The sequence below is a fragment of the Actinoplanes sp. NPDC049118 genome (assembly GCF_040648555.1).
GTDB lineage: Bacteria > Actinomycetota > Actinomycetes > Mycobacteriales > Micromonosporaceae > Actinoplanes.
The window spans coordinates 148,655-164,724 of sequence record NZ_JBEZDY010000001.1; the positions used below are offsets into that span (position 1 = coordinate 148,655).

A 16,070-nucleotide genomic window follows, 5' to 3' on the forward strand; every position below is an offset into this window, starting at 1 on the left:
CTCGAGGAGATGAGTCTCAGGCGTTCGGCGGCGCCGCTGTCGAGCCGCGGACCATCAGCTGCGTGCCCAGCTCGCGGCGGGTGGCGCCGAACCGGTCGGGGTCCTGCAGCAGTCCCAGCAGCAGGTCGACGCCGGCCCGCCCGCAGCTCTCCATGGGCAGTCCGACGGTGGTGAGCGAGGGGTGCACCATCGCCGCCATGGGTATGTCGTCGAAGCCGATCACGCTGATCTCGGCGGGCACGGCGATCCCGCGCGCGTTGAAGCGGCTGAGCAGGCCCAGCGCGATGACGTCGTTGTAGGCGATGACGGCGGTGACGCCGGCGGCGAGCACCGGGTCGGCGGCGGCCACCCCGCCGTCGAACTGTGGCAGGACCGGGCCGATCTCGACGAGGCCGGCGCCGGCCGCCGCGGTGGCGGCCCGCAGCCCACGTACGCGTTCGCGGTTGGACCACGACGTCCGCGGCCCGGCGACGTACGCGATCCGCCGGTGGCCGAGGGCGGTCAGGTGGGTGACGGCCTGCCGCATGCCGTCGACGTTGGCGAAGGTGATCGCCGGGAGGCGGCCGACGCGGCGGTTCAGCATCACCAGCGGGGTCTCCGCCGCGAAGCCGCGCAGCTCCTGCTCGCTCATCCGCGGTGAGCACAGCACCAGGCCGTCGACCTGCTTGGCGAGCGTGCGCACCAGCTGGGTCTCGGCGGCCGGGTCCTCGTCGGTGTCGGCGAGGAACACGGCGTAGTCGGCCTCGCGGGCCCGGGCCTGGATGCCCTTGACGACGCCGGGGAAGAAGGGGTTACCGAGATCCGGCACGATGAGTCCGAGGTTGGCGGTGCGCCCCGTGATCAGCCCGCGGGCCGCCCGGTTGGGGGAGTAGCCGAGCTCGGCCGCCGAGCGCCGGACCCGCTCGCACGTCTCGTCGCGGACCAGGCTCGGCGTCGACAGCGCGCGGCACACCGTGGACGGCGACACCCCGGCCGCCCGGGCGACGTCCTTGATCGTTACCGCCATCGATGCCTCCGCGACGTCAAGGGGGACCCGGCGTGCTGCGGAGAGTGTGAAATCCATTGCGGACGGTTGTCAATAGATGATGGTTGATTGGCTGTGACGTTTCCCGATGCGCCTGAAATCGTTTGCGGAACGGCACCGGTCCGCCCGTACCTGACCCGGCGCACTGACAACAGACACACAGGTGGCGCTCATGGGCGCCCAAGCCTGATGGCGAAGGGTGGGTACGTGGCCGACGAGGACCTGGGGGACGCGGAGATGCTGCTGCAGCTGAACCTCAACGAGACGAATCGTACGTTCATGCCGAATTCCACGGCCGTGCCGCTGCCGGACCTGAACGCCCGGCGGAGCAGGCCGGTCGTCGCCGTGCTCGGGTATCAGGGCCGGGTCGCCGGGCTCGCCGAGCATCTGCCGCTCGGCTGGTCGCTGCGCAACCCCGGCGACCTGATCGAGGCGCGGGACGCCGAGATCGTCGTCGTCAGCGGTGCGACGGTCAAGGACGTCGGCGCCGCGCGGGCCGCGCTGCCCGCCCGGACCCGGATCGTCGCCCTGGTCGACGACGCCGCCGCCAGCGAGCTCGTGGCCGGGGTGCTGACCGCGGGTGCCGACGTCTGCGTCCGGGGCGGACCGCCGGCGATCCTGGCCAGCCACCTGGTCGCCTGCCGGCGCCGGCAGCAGGCCGGCCGCCCCGACGACCAGCGGGCCGACCGCTGGAACAACGTGCAGAACCCGCCGCCCCGGCCCTGAGCGCGGCCGGCACGACGGCACCGTCACCGCGACCACGGTCACCAGAACCCCGGCGTAGTCGTGCCACTTGGACAGTGGTGTGCCGCTCTCCCGCAACGTCTGCCATCACGATGGAAGCCCTGGGGCGGGGTGCGGGGCTCGTCGCTTGTCCGCAACATGTGCCGTGGTGGTGAACCGGGAGGCGGAGCTGTCGGTCTTCGGAGGGATCCGGCGTGGTGGTGGACCTTGGAGGATGGCGGGCGTGGGCAGGCGGTTTCCGTTGTGTCTGCTGGGGTGGCGCTTCAGGGATGCGGAGGCAATGGATGTGACGAAGAGCAAGAATTGACACATGCGCAAGCATTGATGGGGAAGTGCTGTGCTTCCTAGGCTGAGGTCGCTCGTTACGGCCTAGCTGGGGAGACGGCCCTGGATACCCGCGTGCAGTCCGGCGCGACCGCCCTGTTCGGCAGGGCGTCCCTCCTCGCGGCCGTCGAGGCCCGGCTGGCCGCCGGGGGCGGGGTCGCACTGCACGGGCCCGAGGGCATCGGCAAGACCGCCCTGCTCGACGCCGTCGCCGCCACCGCCGCCGTGCGGGGAGAGCTGGTCGTGCGGCTGCGGCCCGCGCCGGCCGAGCGCCGCCTTCCGTACGCGGGCGTGGCCGACCTCGTCGCGCAGTTGCCGGACGATGCACTCGCCGCGCTGCCGCCCGCGCACCGGGCCGCCCTCGCCGTGCTGCGGCACGGCACCGCCCCGCGCGCCGGCGCTCCCGCGCTGGCCCGCCGGCTGGTGCTGCCGGGGCTGCTCGCGCACTGCGCCCGCAGCCGGTGTGTGTTGCTGGTCGTCGACGACGTGCAGTGGCTCGACGCCGAGTCCGCCGAGCTGATCGGCTTCGCCATGCGCCGGCGGCCGGGCCCGCGGGTGCGGGTCGTCGCCGCGCAGCGGTTCCCCGACGAGGCGGGGCGTTACCGGGCCGCCCGGCTCTGTCCGGCGCCGGTCGCCGACCTGCTCGTGCCGCCGCTGGACGCCGACGCCCTGACCGCCCTGCTGGAGGCGCGGGGGCTGCCCTGCCGCACGGCCTCCCGGCTGCACGGCGCCAGCGGCGGCAACCCGTTCCTCGCGTTGGAGTTGGGTGCCGCCGTCGCGCCCGGTCCGGCCTGGCGCCCGGCGGCGCTGCCGGAGCCGGCCCGCGCCCTGTTGCGGCGGCGGATCGACGCCCTGCCGCCGGCGGTGGCGGGGACGCTGCTCGTCGCCGCGCTCGCCACGGAGCCGACGCTGACGGTGCTGGTCCGTGCCGGGCACGAGGACGCCGACCGGGACCTGCGGGCCGCCGCGGCGGCGGGGGTGGTCGAGGTCGACGGCGAGGCGGTCCGGTTCACGCCGCCCGCCCTGGCCGCCGTGCTGTCCGAGGACGCGGGGGCGGCGCGGCGCGCCGGGGTGCACGACGCGCTGGCCAACGCGGCGCTCGACGAGACCGACGGCGTGCGGCACCGGGCGCTGCGCAGTGGCCGGCCCGACGCCGACGTGGCCCGGGATCTGGTCGCCGCCGCCGAGCGCGCGCTGGGCCGCGGCGACGGGCGTACGGCCGCCGAGCTCTACCTTCTCGCCGCCGACCGGTGTCCGCGCAGCCTGGCCACCGAGCGGTTCGACTGGCTCGTCACCGCCGCCGTCACCGCCGCGACGGCCGGGGCGCCCGCGCTGGCCGGGCGCGCCGCCGAGGCGGTGCTCGCCACCACGGACGCGCCGGCGCGGCACCGGGTCACCGCCCGGCTGGTGCTGATCGACCTGGCCGGGCAGGCGCTCGCCGACATGGGCGAGATGTTCGCCGCCGCGCTCAACGAGGCCGGCGACGACGTCGCGCTGGTCGCGCCCGTGCGCCTGCGGCAGACCTGGGCCGCGATGCTCGCGGGCGATCCGGGCACCGCGGCGACCTGCGCGGTCGAGTCCGCCGCCGCCGCGTTGCGCGCCGGGGATCTCGGCACCGAGGCGATGGCGCTGAGCGCGCTCGCCCAGGTGCAGCGGATCCGCGGCGAGTCGCGGTGGACGCAGACCCTCGCCCGGGCTCTCGCGCTGCCCGCGCCGCAGGCGCCGGGCTGGCTGCACATGGGTCCGCGCTATCTGGCGGCGCGGTTCGCCATGATGGACGACCGGCTCGACGAGGCGCGGGCCGAGCTGCTCACGCTGCTTGCCGTCGCCGAGCGCGACCGGGCTGGCGAGGCCCTGGTCGAGGTGCTGCGCAGCCTCTCCGAGGTGGCCACCCGGGCGGGTCGCTGCCGGGATGCCCTCCGGTACGCCCACCGCGCCGTCGCCGCGGCGCAGCAGGCCGGGCTGAGCCCCGGTCCGACCTGGTACACGGCCGCGGTCGCCGAGCTGACCGGTGGCAGCCTCGCCACGGCGGCGGGGTACGCCCGTCGCGGGGTGCGCGCCTCCGAGCAGGAGGGCGACAGCCTCTACCTGCGGCGCAACCTGCATGCCCTGGGCCAGGCCGAGCTGCGCGCCGGCGAGACCCGCGCCGGGGTGGCCGCCCTGCGCCGGCTGCGTGACCTGCAGGGAGGCACGACCGATCCGATGATCGTGCGCTGGCACGGCGATCTGGCCGGCGGGCTGGCCGCGCTCGGCGAGCACGCGGAGGCCGCCGAGACCCTGGCCGAGGCCCGCTCGGCCGCCCGGCGCCTGGGCGTCGCGCAGGGCGTCAACGGCTATCTGGACAGGGCCACCGCCGTGGTGCTCTCGGAGAGCGGGCACGCCGACTCCGCGGTGCAGCTGTCCGCCGCGGCGGCGCGGTACTTCGCCGAGCTGCACCAGCCGATCGAGCAGGCGCACGCGCTGCTCGTGCAGGGCGGTGCCGAGCGGCGCCGGCGCCGGTACGCGGCCGCCCGGGTGGCCATCGACGCCGCGCTGGCGATCTTCATCGCCGCCGATGCCAGGCCGTGGACCGAGCAGACCGAGCGCGCCCTGGCCCGCACGGAGGGCACCTCGGCGCAGCCGGCCGACTTCGGGCTCACCTCCACCGAGGCGCGCATCGCCGGGCTGGTCCGCGACGGCGCCAGCAACCGGGAGATCGCCAGCCGGCTGTACCTGAGCGTCAAGACGGTCGAGGCGACGCTCACCCGGGTCTACCGCAAGCTCGGCGTACGCTCGCGCACCCAGCTCTCGTCCCGCCTGCCGGCGCCGGACCCCGCAGTGACAAGGGTTTTCCCTGATTCGGTGACGGTCATCGATGCATAGCGTCACAGCAAAGTCAGCCTGGTGCCTCCCGACCCCGGGACACCGAGCCCAGGTCTCGCCCTGACCGGGTCGAGAAAAGGAGTACCGACGTGGGACGTAAGAAGCTCATCACAGCCTCGGTGGCCCTGGCCACCGGGGCGGCGCTGGCGCTGGCGGCCTCGCCAGCCACGGCCGGACCGCAGCAGGCCCCGAGCCCCGCACCCGCCCCCGCGGCCCTGGCCGCCTCCTCCGCCGACCGGCTCGTCGACAGCGCCGCCGCCGAGGGCGTGCTGCACCGCTCGGACGGCGACGCCCTCAAGCGCACCGGCGTCGTGCAGGGCACGCGTGGCCTGCAGTACGTGACCTACGCGCGGTCCTTCGAGGGCCTGCCGGTGGTCGGCGGCGACGTGGTGGTCACGACGGACGCCGCCGGCGCCGTCAAGGGCACCGCGGTCGCGCAGACCGCCGAGATCTCGGTGGGCACCAAGGCGAAGATCACCGAGGCGCAGGCGGCCACAACGGCCGCGGCGCAGCTGGCCAAGGTGGACAGCGCGTCGGCGCCGGTCCTCAAGGTCCTCGCCTGGGGCACGCCGAAGCTCGCCTACGAGGTGGTCGTCGAGGGCCGGTCGGCGCAGAACAAGCCGAGCAACCTGCACATCTTCGTCGACGCCGCCACCGGCGCCGTGCTCGACCAGGTCGACTACGTGCGTGAGGGCACCGGCAACGGCTACTACTACGGCAACGTCACCATCAACACGTCGGGCTCCGGCACCTCGTACTCCATGACCGACACGACCCGGCCGGGTCTGCGGTGCGGCGGCCAGAACGGCTCCGCCTACACCGGTACCGACGACGCGTGGGGCACGGGTTCGGGTACGAATCTGGAGACCGCGTGTGTCGACGCGCTCTGGGGCGCCCAGCGCGAGGTCGACATGTTCTCGGGCTGGTTCAACCGCAACGGCATCCTCGGCAACGGCAACAACCCGCCGATCCGGGTCGGGCTTGCCGACGTCAACGCCTACTGGAACGGCTCCTACGTCAACTTCGGCCACAACCAGGCCAACACCCGCCAGGCCACCCCGATCGACGTCGTCGGACACGAGATGGGCCACGCGGTCTTCCAGACCACCCCCGGCGGCGCCGGCAGCGGCAACGAGAACGGCGGCATCAACGAGGCCACCGGCGACATCTTCGGCGCCCTGACCGAGGCCTACGCCAACAGCCCCCTCGACCCGCCCGACTACGAGGTCGGCGAGGAGGTCGACCTGGTCGGCGACGGGCCGATCCGCTACATGTACAACCCGTCCCTGGCCGGCGACCCGAACTGCTGGTCGACCTCGATCCCCTCGACCGAGGTGCACGCCGCCGCCGGACCACTCAACCACTGGTTCTACCTCACCGCAGAGGGCTCCGCCCCGGCCGGCAAGCCGGCCAGCCCGACCTGCAACTCCTCGTCGGTGACCGGTATCGGCATCCGCAAGGCCGGCGAGATCTACTACAACGCGATGCAGTCGAAGACCTCGACGTGGCGCTACGCCAACGTCCGCACCGCCAGCCTCGCCGCGGCGAAGAACCTCTACGCGCCGAGCTGCGCCGAGTTCAACGTCGTCAAGGCGGCCTGGAATGCGATCAGCGTCCCGGCGCAGACCGGGGAGGCCACCTGCACCGACAACCCGGGCAACGACTTCTCCGTCTCGGCGTCGCCGACGTCGGGCAGCGTCGCGGCCGGATCGTCGGTCACCACGACGATCGGCACCGCCACCACCGCGGGCTCGGCGCAGACCGTCGCGCTGAGCGCCTCCGGCCTGCCGACCGGGGCCACCGCCTCGTTCAGCCCGGCCTCGGTGACCTCCGGTTCGTCGTCGACCCTGACGATCGCCACCACGACGGCGACCCCGTCGGGCACCTACACCGTCACCGTCACGGGCACGGGCTCCGCGACCCGCACGGCCACGTACACGCTGACCGTCACCGGCGGGCCCATCGGAAGCTGCAGCGGCACCAACGGCACTGACGTGTCCATCCCGGACGCGGGCGCCGCCGTCACGAGCACGATCACGATCAGCGGCTGCGGGCGCAACGCGTCCTCGACGTCGACGGTCGCGGTCAACATCGTGCACACCTACCGCGGTGACCTGGTCGTCGACCTGGTGGCCCCGGACGGCTCCTCGTACCGGCTGAAGAACAGCAGCAGCTCGGACAGCGCCGACAACGTCAACACGACGTACACGACGAACGTCTCCTCCGAGGCGGGCGACGGCGCGTGGAAGCTGCAGGTCCGCGACGTCTACAGCATCGACACCGGCTACATCAACACCTGGACGTTGACCCTCTGACGTCGAAGTGACGCAGCGCAGGCCCGTGGCGCTCGCCGCGGGCCTGTGCTGTGTCCGGAGACACGGCCGCCGTACGCGATCGTCTGACCAGGACATAGGCGACGCAGAGTGACCACCGATACAGTGATCCGGTGGCCCGGGTCACTCCGGTATCGAGAGTTTTACCTGCTTGTCTTGGTGTTGAAGCCGTGGGAGTGGATGGTTGTCACAGGAAGCGATGAGGCTTTCGTCGTCACTTCCTGTGAGGAGATAGATCATGAACTTCAGGACCAAGCTGCGCGACATCCGCGTGAACCTGGCGGACCGTCGCACCGAGCGGGCCGCCCGGCGCCGGCTCGGCGCCGAGCTCGCGGCCTTCCGGACCCCGGCCGAGCGTGCGGAGCTCGACCTCATCCTGGGCCGGTACACCCGCGAGGAGACGCGGGAGATCCGCGAGATCCTCAACCGGCAGGACCACGAGCGGCAGCGCGCGGGCACCCTCGTCGGCAGCTACCGCGGCTGACGGTCCCGCACCCGTACCCGGAACGGCCCCGGCAGCGTCGCCGGGGCCGTTCCGTGTGTCACTGCTCCGGGTGCTTGTCCTCGCGGGCGCGCAGACTGCCGGCGTGTGCGACCGTGTCGGGATCCCGGCGCACCTTGATCAGGCTGGCCACGGTCGTGACGACGAGCACCACGAGGATGACCAGGAGCGAGACCGGCGTGCTGATCTCCGGCACCGAGGTGCTGATGTCGGAGTGCGCCCAGTGCAGCACCAGCTTGACGCCGATGAACGCCAGGATGATCGACAGTCCGGTCGAGAGGTAGACCAGCCGGTCCAGCAGGCCCTTCACGAGGAAGAAGAGCGCACGCAGGCCGAGCAGCGCGAACGCGTTCGCGGTGAAGACGATGAACACCTCTTCCGTCACGCCGAACACCGCGGGGATCGAATCGAGCGCGAAGAGCAGGTCGGCGCTGCCGATCGCGATCAGCGTGATGAACAGCGGCGTCGCGGTCCGCTTGCCGTCGATCTTCGTGAAGAACTTGCCGCCGACGAAGTCGTCGGTGACCGGGAAGAGCCGCTTGCTGGCCCGGACCACGGCGTTGTCGGGATCGGGGTCCTCGTCGCGGTGCCGGAAGAGCTGCACCGCGGTGTAGATCAGGATCAGGCCGAAGATCAGGAACATGAACGAGAAGAGCGACAGCAGCGTGGCGCCGAGCGCGATGAAGATGACCCGCAGCACCAGCGCGATGATGATGCCGAAGGTCAGGACCTCCTGCTGGTACTTCTCCGGCACGGCGAACGTGCTCATGATGATCACGAAGACGAAGAGGTTGTCGACCGACAGGCTCTTCTCGACGATGTAGCCGGCGAAGTACTCGGTGCCGTAGTCCCAGCCCGCGACGGAGCCGAACACGACGCCGAACGCGATGGCGACGCCGATGTAGAAGACCGACCAGGCGGTGGCTTCACGGAAACCGACGGCGTGCGGTCGCAGCACTCCGAGGGTCAGGTCGAGGGCGAGCAGGGCGACGATGACCGCGATGGTCAGCGTCCAGCCGAGCGCGGTGACCTCCAGCATGTGGACGGGACCTCCGGGCGTCTGGTGCGGGGAATCGGCGGGATGTACCCACAAGATTCCCTGCCTGCGCTGGGAGAATCCTGAAAGACCCCGGATTTCACACCCGGGCCGTACAAGTCAGGCGACCTGGAACGAGCGCTTGGACAGGCCCATCCAGAAGCCGTCGATCGGCTGGTCGGGGCTCTGCCCCGGGTCGGCGGAGGCGCCGAGCGTGAGGAACATCGGCGCCATGTGCTCGATCGTCGGGTGCGCGTACGGCATGCCGGGCGCCCGGTCGCGGAAGTCGGCGAGCTCGTCGACCGCGCCGCGGGCGAGGGTCTCGGCCGCCCAGGCGTCGAACTCGCGCGACCAGCCCGGCGCCTCCGCGTCGGTGCGGAAGTCGCGCAGGAACGGCAGCCCGTGTGTGGTGAAGCCGGAGCCGACGATGAGCACGCCCTCGTCGCGCAGCGGGGCCAGCCGCCGGCCGATCTCCAGCAGGCGGTCGGGTTCGAGGGTGGGCAGCGACATCTGCAGCACTGGGATGTCCGCGTCCGGATACATGACCGTCAGCGGCACGTAGGCGCCGTGGTCCAGGCCGCGGTCGGTCCGGGTGACGCGCTCGTGGTCGGGCATCAGCTTCTCGACGCGCGCGGCCAGGGCGGGCGCGCCGGGCGCCGGGTAGAGCACCTGGTAGTAGCGGCGGGCGAAGCCGCCGAAGTCGTAGACGAGCGGCACGGTCTCGGTGGCGCCGAGCATCAGCGGCGCCGACTCCCAGTGCGCCGAGGCCATCAGGATCGCCTTCGGCCGGGGCAGGCCGGCGGCCAGCTCCTTGAGCTGGGCGACCCAGGCCGGGTCGTCGACCAGCGGTGGTGCGCCGTGGCTGAGGAAGAGGGCGGGCATGGTGCTCACGGTCGCCTCCAGGTTGATGCTTCAACTACCGGGCCAACGGTACGCCGGTTTATTTGAATCGTCAACTAAAATCGAACCGGCCGGACCAGCCGTCGAGGATCCGCCCCGGGTCGGCGCCGAGCACGTCCGCCAGCAGCATCGCGTACACGTCGCGGAAGTCGGTCGTGTGCCGCAGGTCGCCGTCGTCGAGGTCGGTGAGGCTCGGCGCCTCGCCGTACAGGCCGCCCTTGATCCCCGCGCCGAGCAGGAACACCGACGAGGCCGTGCCGTGGTCGGTGCCGTCCGAGGCGTTGGCCCTGACCCGCCGGCCGAACTCCGAGTAGACGGCGACCACCACGTCACGGCCGGCGGCGGTGCCGGCCATCCGGTCCGCGAACCCGGCGAGCGCCTTGTCGAGCCGGGTCAGCAGCGCCTCGTGGGCGGTCTTCTCGTCGGCGTGCAGGTCGAATCCGCCCCGCGACACCGAGTAGACCCGGGTGGCTGCCCCGGCCTCGACGCAGCGCGCCACCAGGGCGAGCTGCCGGTCCAGCGGGGCCGCCTGCCCGCCGGTGGCGGTCGCCTCGCCCTCCGCGCCGTCCTCCTCCTCGTCCTGCGCGGCGACGTCGGTCATCAGGCCCTGCACGCGTACCAGGTCGGCGAAGCAGGCGGCCGCCCTCGCCTGCGCGGGGGACTCCCCGGCCGACGCGGTGCCGAATCCGTCGAGGACCGGCACCGTCACGCCCTTCGGCAGGGGCAGGGCGCCGCCGGGCACGGTCGCGCCCGCGCTGGTGGCGCCGGCCAGCAGCGGCGGCAGGACCGGCTCGAACGAGACCGCCAGGCGCGGGTCGCGGCCCGCGGTGTCGAGCCAGCGGCCGAGCCAGCCGGTGGTGCCGGGGCGCTCGGGGGAGGCGGTCTGCCAGATGTCCATGGAACGGAAGTGGCTGCGGTCCGGTCTCGGATAGCCGACGCCGCGCACGACAGCCAGGCGGTCCTCGCCGTACAGCCGGTGCAGGCCCCTGAGGCCGGGGTTGAGCCCGAACCCGTCCTCCAGCGCGAGCACCTGCCCCTCTTCGTAGGCGAGGCCGGGCCGGGCCGCGGCATAGGCCGGATCCGCGTACGGGATGACGGTGTTGAGGCCGTCGTTGCCGCCGTACAGGGTGACCAGCACCAGGATCCTGCCGGGCTCGCGCCGTCCCGCCGTGGCGAGGATGTCGCGCAGGCCGTACGCCGTGGCGCCGGCCGCCAGCGCGCCGGCGGCGACGACGCCACCTGCGGTCAGGAATCTGCGCCGCGTGATCGTGTCCATGTTCGCCTCTCTCCTCAGTGGACCGCGTACTCGGGGGTGGCCAGGCCCAGTGCCAGTAGCCGCCGCGGATCGCCGGCCGCGCCCCGCAGCACGGCGGCGGTCCGTCCGGTCCACCCGTCGATGACGAACAGCCGGGCCAGCGCCTCGAGCCGGTCGCCCTGCGCCACGTCGCCCAGCTCCTCGACCGCCGCCGGGGCCAGCGCCGTCAGCGCCTGACCGTGCTTCAGGCGGGCCTGCGTGGACGACGTCGTCAGCCAGGCGGCCCCGACCGGCCAGCCGCCGACGCTCGGCGGCAGGAAGGGCACCTGGCCCAGCGCGCGCAGGCCCGCGAGGATCTGTCTCCACCCGCTCTCCGGCAACCCGTCGAGCCCGATGCCGAGCTGCCGGATCGCGCCGACCATCCACTCCACCGGCTGCTTCACCAGTTGCCCGGCGGTGGCCGCGAACGCGGAATCGGCGGCGAGGGCGCGCAGCATCGCGGTGGTGCCGGCCGTGCCCGCCGCGGCCAGCCGGGCCGAGACCGCCGGCGCCGGTGCCGTTCCCGAGCCGTAGCGGATCCAGAGGCGCCCCGCCAGGAACGGCGCGTGCGCCGGATGCCGCACGAGCAGGTCCGCGTACGAGTCGACGTCGAGGCGACCCGTCCTGCCCAGCAGGGTGACCGCCGCGTCGTCGTGGCGGCGGGGCAGCACCCTCGCGGTGCCGGTCACCCGGTCGACCTGCCAGCCGGTGAGCACCCGCGCACCCGCCTTGACGTCGTTCTCGGTGTATTCGCCGACGCCGAGGGTGAACAGCTCCATCAGCTCCCGGGCGAGGTTCTCGTTCGGCGCCCGGCGGGTGTTGCGCTGCCCGTCCAGCCACAGGATCAGCGCGGGGTCGCGCAGCATCGCGCGGACCAGCGGTGCCGTCGCGCCGCCGCCGTAGCGCCGGAAGGTCTGCTGCTGGGCCAGCATCAAAGGGGCGGAGCGGACCTTGCGTACCGAGGTCGCCCAGTGGCCGTGCCAGAAGAAGGCGAGCTTCTCCGCGGCGCCGGGCTCCGTGGCCATCCGGGTCAGCCACCACCGCGTCGCGGTGGCGACCTGGGCGCGCGAGCGCTGCCGGGCCTGCTGCCGTTGCTCGCGGCTCGCGCCCTTCGGCAGGGCGCCGGCCGGGTCGGCGCCCAGGTCCGGCGGGTCGGCGGTGCGACCGACGGCGGCGAGGACGCCGGTCAGCGTCGGCTCGACGCCGGCCCGCTCGGCCGCGTCGACCTCGGCGGCCGTCGGTCCGAACGTGAGCCGGCGGAGCAGGTGGGACACCGTGGCGCGGTCTGTCATGGCGGCGACGCTAGGGCCGGCGTGTAAGCGTTCGGTAAGGACGGCGTTCAGCTCGGGTTCGGGGGACCGTCCCCGTGACGACCGTGTTAACTCTGTCGATTCTGTTGATGGAGAAACAGCAGCTCAGGGCGTTTGTCCAGGATGCATCCAAGGTCCGGCCACTCTGGACATTGCGCCGCGTGCGAGGCGCTGGCAAGCTACGCGGGGTTGCGCGGGCGCCGCTCACCGTGACGGTCAGCGGCGATTCCGCCACGCCCATGTGGCAGCCGTCACCGCCGGTCATCACGATCCGCGGTGACTCAACCATGCCCGCGCACGGGGGAAGGAGACTTTCGAGTGGCGTCAAGCCAGCTGCCGCTCGCCGACGATCTCTACCTCGCCGCCCACGACTCGGCCCGCGGCCGGTGCCTGCTCAGCCCGGCGACCCTCGGCCTCGGCCTCGCCGCCGGCCTGCTCGCCGAGCTCGTCCTCTGGCGCCGCCTCGACGTGCAGGACGCCAAGCTGACCGTCATCGACGACCGGCCCACCGCCGAACCGGCCACCTCCGCGGTCCTCGAGCAGCTGCTGCGCGAGAGCCACCACCGGCTGGTCCGGGAGTGGATCTCCTTCCTGGCCACCGGCGTCGCCACCGAGCTGGTCGAGCGCCGGCTCGCCCGCGCCGGGCACGTGCGGCGCCAGGAGAAGCGTGGCCTGCTCGGCACCAAGGTCCGGTTCGTGCCGACCGACATGTCCGTCGCCGGCTGGCCCGGCACCCGCATCCGCATCGCCACCAGCCGCGGTGAGCTGCTCGACCGCCCTGATCTCGTGCTGACCGGGCTGGTTCTCGCCACCGGCCTCGACCAGCACGTGCTCGTCACGCTCGAGGCGAACGAGCGCGAGCACCTGTTCGACCAGCTGCGCCGGCGGTTGCCGGCCATGCTGCAGCACCTCATCGGCCACGCAGAGGCCGCAGTCGGCGACGCCGTGATGGCCCGCCGCGCCTGACACCCCCTTTGGAGACCCCCGTGTCCACCACCTCCACAAAACCCGCCAGACCCAGCCAGCTCTCGACCGCCCTGGCCCGTGACCGGCTGGGCGTCCCCGCCGTCGTCTTCTTCGTGATGTCCGCGGCGGCGCCCCTCACCGTCGTCGCGGGCGTCGTGCCCACCGGACTCGCCGTCACCGGGCTGACCGCCATCTCCATCGCCTTCCTCGCCGTCGCGATCGTGCTCGCCGTCTTCGCGGTCGGCTACGTCGCCATGGCGCGGCACATCGCCAACGCGGGTGCCTTCTACGCGTACGTCGCCCGCGGCATCGGGCGGCCGTTCGGCGTCGGCGCCGCGTGGGTCGCGCTGCTCGCGTACAACAGCTTCCAGGTGGCCTCGTACGGCGGTTTCGGCGCCATCGCGTCGCCGCTGTTCGCCGACTGGTTCGGCGTCGAGATCCAGTGGTGGGTCATCGCCCTGGTCGCGTGGGCGCTGGTCGCCGTGCTCGGCGTGCTCGACGTCGCCGTCAACGGCAAGGTGCTCGCCACCCTGCTGGTCGCCGAGATCGTGCTCGTCGTCGTCTTCAGTGTCGTCGACCTGTTCACCGCGGACTTCGCGCCCTCGTCCGCCGCGCTCGACCCGAGCAGCCTGGTCGGTGCCGGCGCGGGCGCGCTGCTCGTCATGGCCGTCACCGGATTCGTCGGCTTCGAACAGTCCGTCGTCTTCAGCGAGGAGTCCCGCGACCCGCGTCGCACGGTGCCGCGGGCGACGTACATCGCGATCGCGCTGATCGCCGTGCTCTACGCGTTCTCGTCCTGGGCGATGATCTCCGCGACCGGCGGCCGGGCCGTCGAGCGGGCCACGGCCGAGGGCCCCGAGCTCTTCTTCAACCTGGCGTCGGAACACCTCGGCAGCACGGCCCTGCACCTGGGCCACGCCCTGTTCCTGACCTCGCTGATCGCCGCGATGATCTCGTTCCACAACATCATCGCCCGGTACACGTTCTCGCTGGGCCGCGAGGGCGTCCTGCCGCGGGCCTTCGGCCGCACGGTGCCCGGAACCGGCGCGCCGAAGAACGGCTCGCTCGCGCAGTCCGCGTTCGGCCTGATCGTGATCCTGGTGTACGCGATCGCCGGCTGGGACCCGCTGGTCCAGCTCTTCTTCTGGGGCGGAACGACCGGCGGCATCGGCGTGCTGCTGCTCATCACCGTCACGTCCGCCGCGGTCGTCGGCTACTTCGCCCGCCACCGCGAGGGTGAGGACCTCTGGCACCGCCTCGGCGCCCCGGTGCTCGGCACGGTGCTGCTGCTGGTGATGACGTACCTGGCGCTGACGAACATCGCCGTCCTCTTCGGTGTCGAGCCGGGCTCGACGCCGACGTGGGCGGTACCGCTCGCGTACGGGGTCCTGGCCCTGGCGGGCATCGTCTGGGCGCTGATCCTGCGCCGCGGCCGGCCCACGATCTACCACGGCATCGGCATGGGCGCGCGCAGCGCCTCGACCGGTGTCTCCTTCCGCGACTCCGCAACGGAGGCACAGAAGTGACGCCGACCGTCCGAGCCGCGACCGAGGCCGAGCTGCCCGCGGTGGGCGCGCTCATCGCGCTCTCCTTCGACCACCTGGAGCAGAACGCCTCCCTGGTACCGGATCCGGCGGCCCGGCTGCGGGTGATGGGCGACTTCTTCACGATGCTGACCGTGCACGCGCCGCTCTGCGGCAAGGTCGACGTGATCGACGACCCGGAGGGCGGCCTGGCCGCCGCCGCGGTCTGGTTCGACCGAACCCGGGAGCTGCCGGAGATCTCCGGCTACGACGAGCGCCTGGCCGAGCTGGCCGGGGAGTGGCTGCCCAACTTCCAGGCCCTCGACGAGATCTTCGACAAGCACCATCCGGCGGACCCGCACTGGCACCTGGCCTTCCTCGCGGTACACCCGGCGCGGCAGAGCCACGGCCTCGGCAGCGCCCTGATGGACAGCACCCACGAGGATCTGGGCCGCACCCCGGCCTACCTGGAGGCGACGAACGAGGCCAACATCCGGCTGTACCGCCGGCACGGCTACACCGAGATGGTCCCGTTCGACATCAGGCTGCCGGACAACACCCCGTTCTACCGCATGTGGCGCGCCTGATCGCTGAGGTTCGGGTGCGGCCCGGCTCCCGGGCCGCACCCGTCGACCCGGCGATGCGGCGCGGTCAGCGCAGCCAGGGCGGAGGCACGCGTACCGATGCCATGCCGGCCGCCGTGGCCGCCTGAATCCCCAGCTCGGTGTCTTCGAACACGAGGCATGCCTGCGGTGCCGTGCCGAGCAGCCGCGCGGCGAGCAGGTATGCCTCCGGGTCCGGCTTCGGTCTGGCGTAGTCACCGGCGCAGACCAGCACGGGGAAGCGGCCGAGAAGGTCGAGCGCGGTGAGCGAGGCGGTCACCGAGGCCCGGGTGCTGCCCGAAACCACGGCGAACGGCACCCGCCGATAGGCCTCGTGAATGTGGGCGAGCACCCCCGGAACCGCCTTGATCTCCGCCAAACTCTGTTGGAACAGCGCTTCGCGGCGAGCTGCCACGGCCGCGACGGGCATGGCCAACCCGGTGCGACGGTTCAGATCCTCGATGATCTCATCGACCGTGCGGCCGCCCCAGAGGTAGAAGAGCTCCTCGGGAAAGGTGCACCCCCATTCGCCAAGCGCCTGCGTCCAGGCTCGGTAGTGCGCCGGCATGGAGTCGGCGATCGTGCCGTCGCAGTCGAACAGGTAGGCCCGGAAATCACCCGGCGGTATGGGTAGTCGCACGCGGCGCAGG

13 protein-coding genes are annotated in these 16,070 nt (G+C 72.7%); 7 read left to right on the top strand and 6 right to left on the bottom strand.

Annotation, left to right across the window (positions count from 1 at the left end; translation table 11 throughout):
- Positions 1-16: 16 nt before the first annotated feature.
- Entirely contained in the window at positions 17-1,006 is a 990-nt protein-coding gene (locus tag AB0B58_RS00640; RefSeq protein WP_360215123.1) for a LacI family DNA-binding transcriptional regulator, read from the bottom strand.
- Between the two features lie 225 nt (positions 1,007-1,231).
- Here AB0B58_RS00640 and AB0B58_RS00645 point away from each other — a divergent pair, with 225 nt between their 5' ends.
- From AB0B58_RS00645 to AB0B58_RS00660, 4 genes are all read left to right on the top strand, one after another.
- Positions 1,232-1,750, top strand: coding sequence for a hypothetical protein (locus tag AB0B58_RS00645; RefSeq protein ID WP_360215126.1), 519 nt, complete (start codon positions 1,232-1,234; stop codon positions 1,748-1,750).
- 417 nt (positions 1,751-2,167) lie between these two features.
- Positions 2,168-4,954: a LuxR family transcriptional regulator gene (locus AB0B58_RS00650; protein ID WP_360215129.1), complete on the top strand. Its 2,787-nt coding sequence runs from the start codon at positions 2,168-2,170 to the stop codon at positions 4,952-4,954.
- A gap of 89 nt (positions 4,955-5,043) precedes the next feature.
- Complete coding sequence (locus AB0B58_RS00655; RefSeq protein WP_360215132.1) at positions 5,044-7,269, top strand: M4 family metallopeptidase; 2,226 nt, start codon at positions 5,044-5,046, stop codon at positions 7,267-7,269.
- Positions 7,270-7,525: 256 nt separating this feature from the next.
- Entirely contained in the window at positions 7,526-7,771 is a 246-nt protein-coding gene (locus tag AB0B58_RS00660) for a hypothetical protein (protein WP_360215135.1), read from the top strand.
- A 58-nt stretch (positions 7,772-7,829) separates the two neighbouring features.
- Here the strand turns inward: AB0B58_RS00660 and AB0B58_RS00665 are convergent, their stop codons facing one another.
- The 4 genes from AB0B58_RS00665 to AB0B58_RS00680 all read right to left on the bottom strand — a co-directional run bounded on the left by AB0B58_RS00665 (position 7,830) and on the right by AB0B58_RS00680 (position 12,311).
- Positions 7,830-8,828 carry a TerC/Alx family metal homeostasis membrane protein gene (locus AB0B58_RS00665; protein WP_360215138.1) on the bottom strand — a complete coding sequence of 333 codons (999 nt, stop codon included), beginning with the start codon at positions 8,826-8,828 and terminating at the stop codon, positions 7,830-7,832.
- 117 nt (positions 8,829-8,945) lie between these two features.
- Positions 8,946-9,707 (bottom strand): class III extradiol ring-cleavage dioxygenase, encoded by a 762-nt coding sequence (locus tag AB0B58_RS00670; RefSeq protein ID WP_360216206.1) that lies wholly within the window; start codon positions 9,705-9,707, stop codon positions 8,946-8,948.
- A 70-nt stretch (positions 9,708-9,777) separates the two neighbouring features.
- Positions 9,778-11,001, bottom strand: a complete 1,224-nt coding sequence (locus tag AB0B58_RS00675) for a DUF1501 domain-containing protein (protein ID WP_360215141.1) — start codon at positions 10,999-11,001, stop codon at positions 9,778-9,780.
- Between the two features lie 14 nt (positions 11,002-11,015).
- Positions 11,016-12,311 carry a DUF1800 family protein gene (locus AB0B58_RS00680; protein ID WP_360215144.1) on the bottom strand — a complete coding sequence of 432 codons (1,296 nt, stop codon included), beginning with the start codon at positions 12,309-12,311 and terminating at the stop codon, positions 11,016-11,018.
- Between the two features lie 336 nt (positions 12,312-12,647).
- Here AB0B58_RS00680 and AB0B58_RS00685 point away from each other — a divergent pair, with 336 nt between their 5' ends.
- Genes AB0B58_RS00685 through AB0B58_RS00695 form a run of 3 tightly spaced genes read left to right on the top strand, consistent with a single transcriptional unit; the run spans position 12,648 to position 15,405 of the window.
- Positions 12,648-13,295, top strand: a complete 648-nt coding sequence (locus AB0B58_RS00685) for a GPP34 family phosphoprotein (RefSeq protein WP_360215147.1) — start codon at positions 12,648-12,650, stop codon at positions 13,293-13,295.
- A 20-nt stretch (positions 13,296-13,315) separates the two neighbouring features.
- Positions 13,316-14,821 carry an APC family permease gene (locus tag AB0B58_RS00690; protein WP_360215150.1) on the top strand — a complete coding sequence of 502 codons (1,506 nt, stop codon included), beginning with the start codon at positions 13,316-13,318 and terminating at the stop codon, positions 14,819-14,821.
- A complete protein-coding gene (locus AB0B58_RS00695) occupies positions 14,818-15,405 on the top strand; it encodes a GNAT family N-acetyltransferase (RefSeq protein WP_360215153.1) in 588 nt (195 codons plus the stop codon). The genes AB0B58_RS00690 and AB0B58_RS00695 overlap by 4 nt, the downstream gene beginning before the upstream one ends.
- Before the next feature lie 64 nt (positions 15,406-15,469).
- On the opposite strand, the gene AB0B58_RS00700 is transcribed toward AB0B58_RS00695, so the two are convergent.
- Positions 15,470-16,060, bottom strand: a complete 591-nt coding sequence (locus AB0B58_RS00700; protein ID WP_360215156.1) for an HAD family phosphatase — start codon at positions 16,058-16,060, stop codon at positions 15,470-15,472.
- Between the last annotated feature and the right edge of the window lie 10 nt (positions 16,061-16,070).

What these genes read in the sequence shown, in the direction of transcription:
- AB0B58_RS00640 (WP_360215123.1), bottom strand. Translation starts at nt 1,006, where the DNA reads ATGGCGGTAACGATCAAGGACGTCGCCCGGGCGGCCGGGGTGTCGCCG.
- AB0B58_RS00660 (WP_360215135.1), top strand. Translation starts at nt 7,526, where the DNA reads ATGAACTTCAGGACCAAGCTGCGCGACATCCGCGTGAACCTGGCGGAC.
- AB0B58_RS00675 (WP_360215141.1), bottom strand. Translation starts at nt 11,001, where the DNA reads ATGGACACGATCACGCGGCGCAGATTCCTGACCGCAGGTGGCGTCGTC.
- AB0B58_RS00680 (WP_360215144.1), bottom strand. Translation starts at nt 12,311, where the DNA reads ATGACAGACCGCGCCACGGTGTCCCACCTGCTCCGCCGGCTCACGTTC.
- AB0B58_RS00670 (WP_360216206.1), bottom strand. Translation starts at nt 9,707, where the DNA reads ATGCCCGCCCTCTTCCTCAGCCACGGCGCACCACCGCTGGTCGACGAC.
- AB0B58_RS00665 (WP_360215138.1), bottom strand. Translation starts at nt 8,828, where the DNA reads ATGCTGGAGGTCACCGCGCTCGGCTGGACGCTGACCATCGCGGTCATC.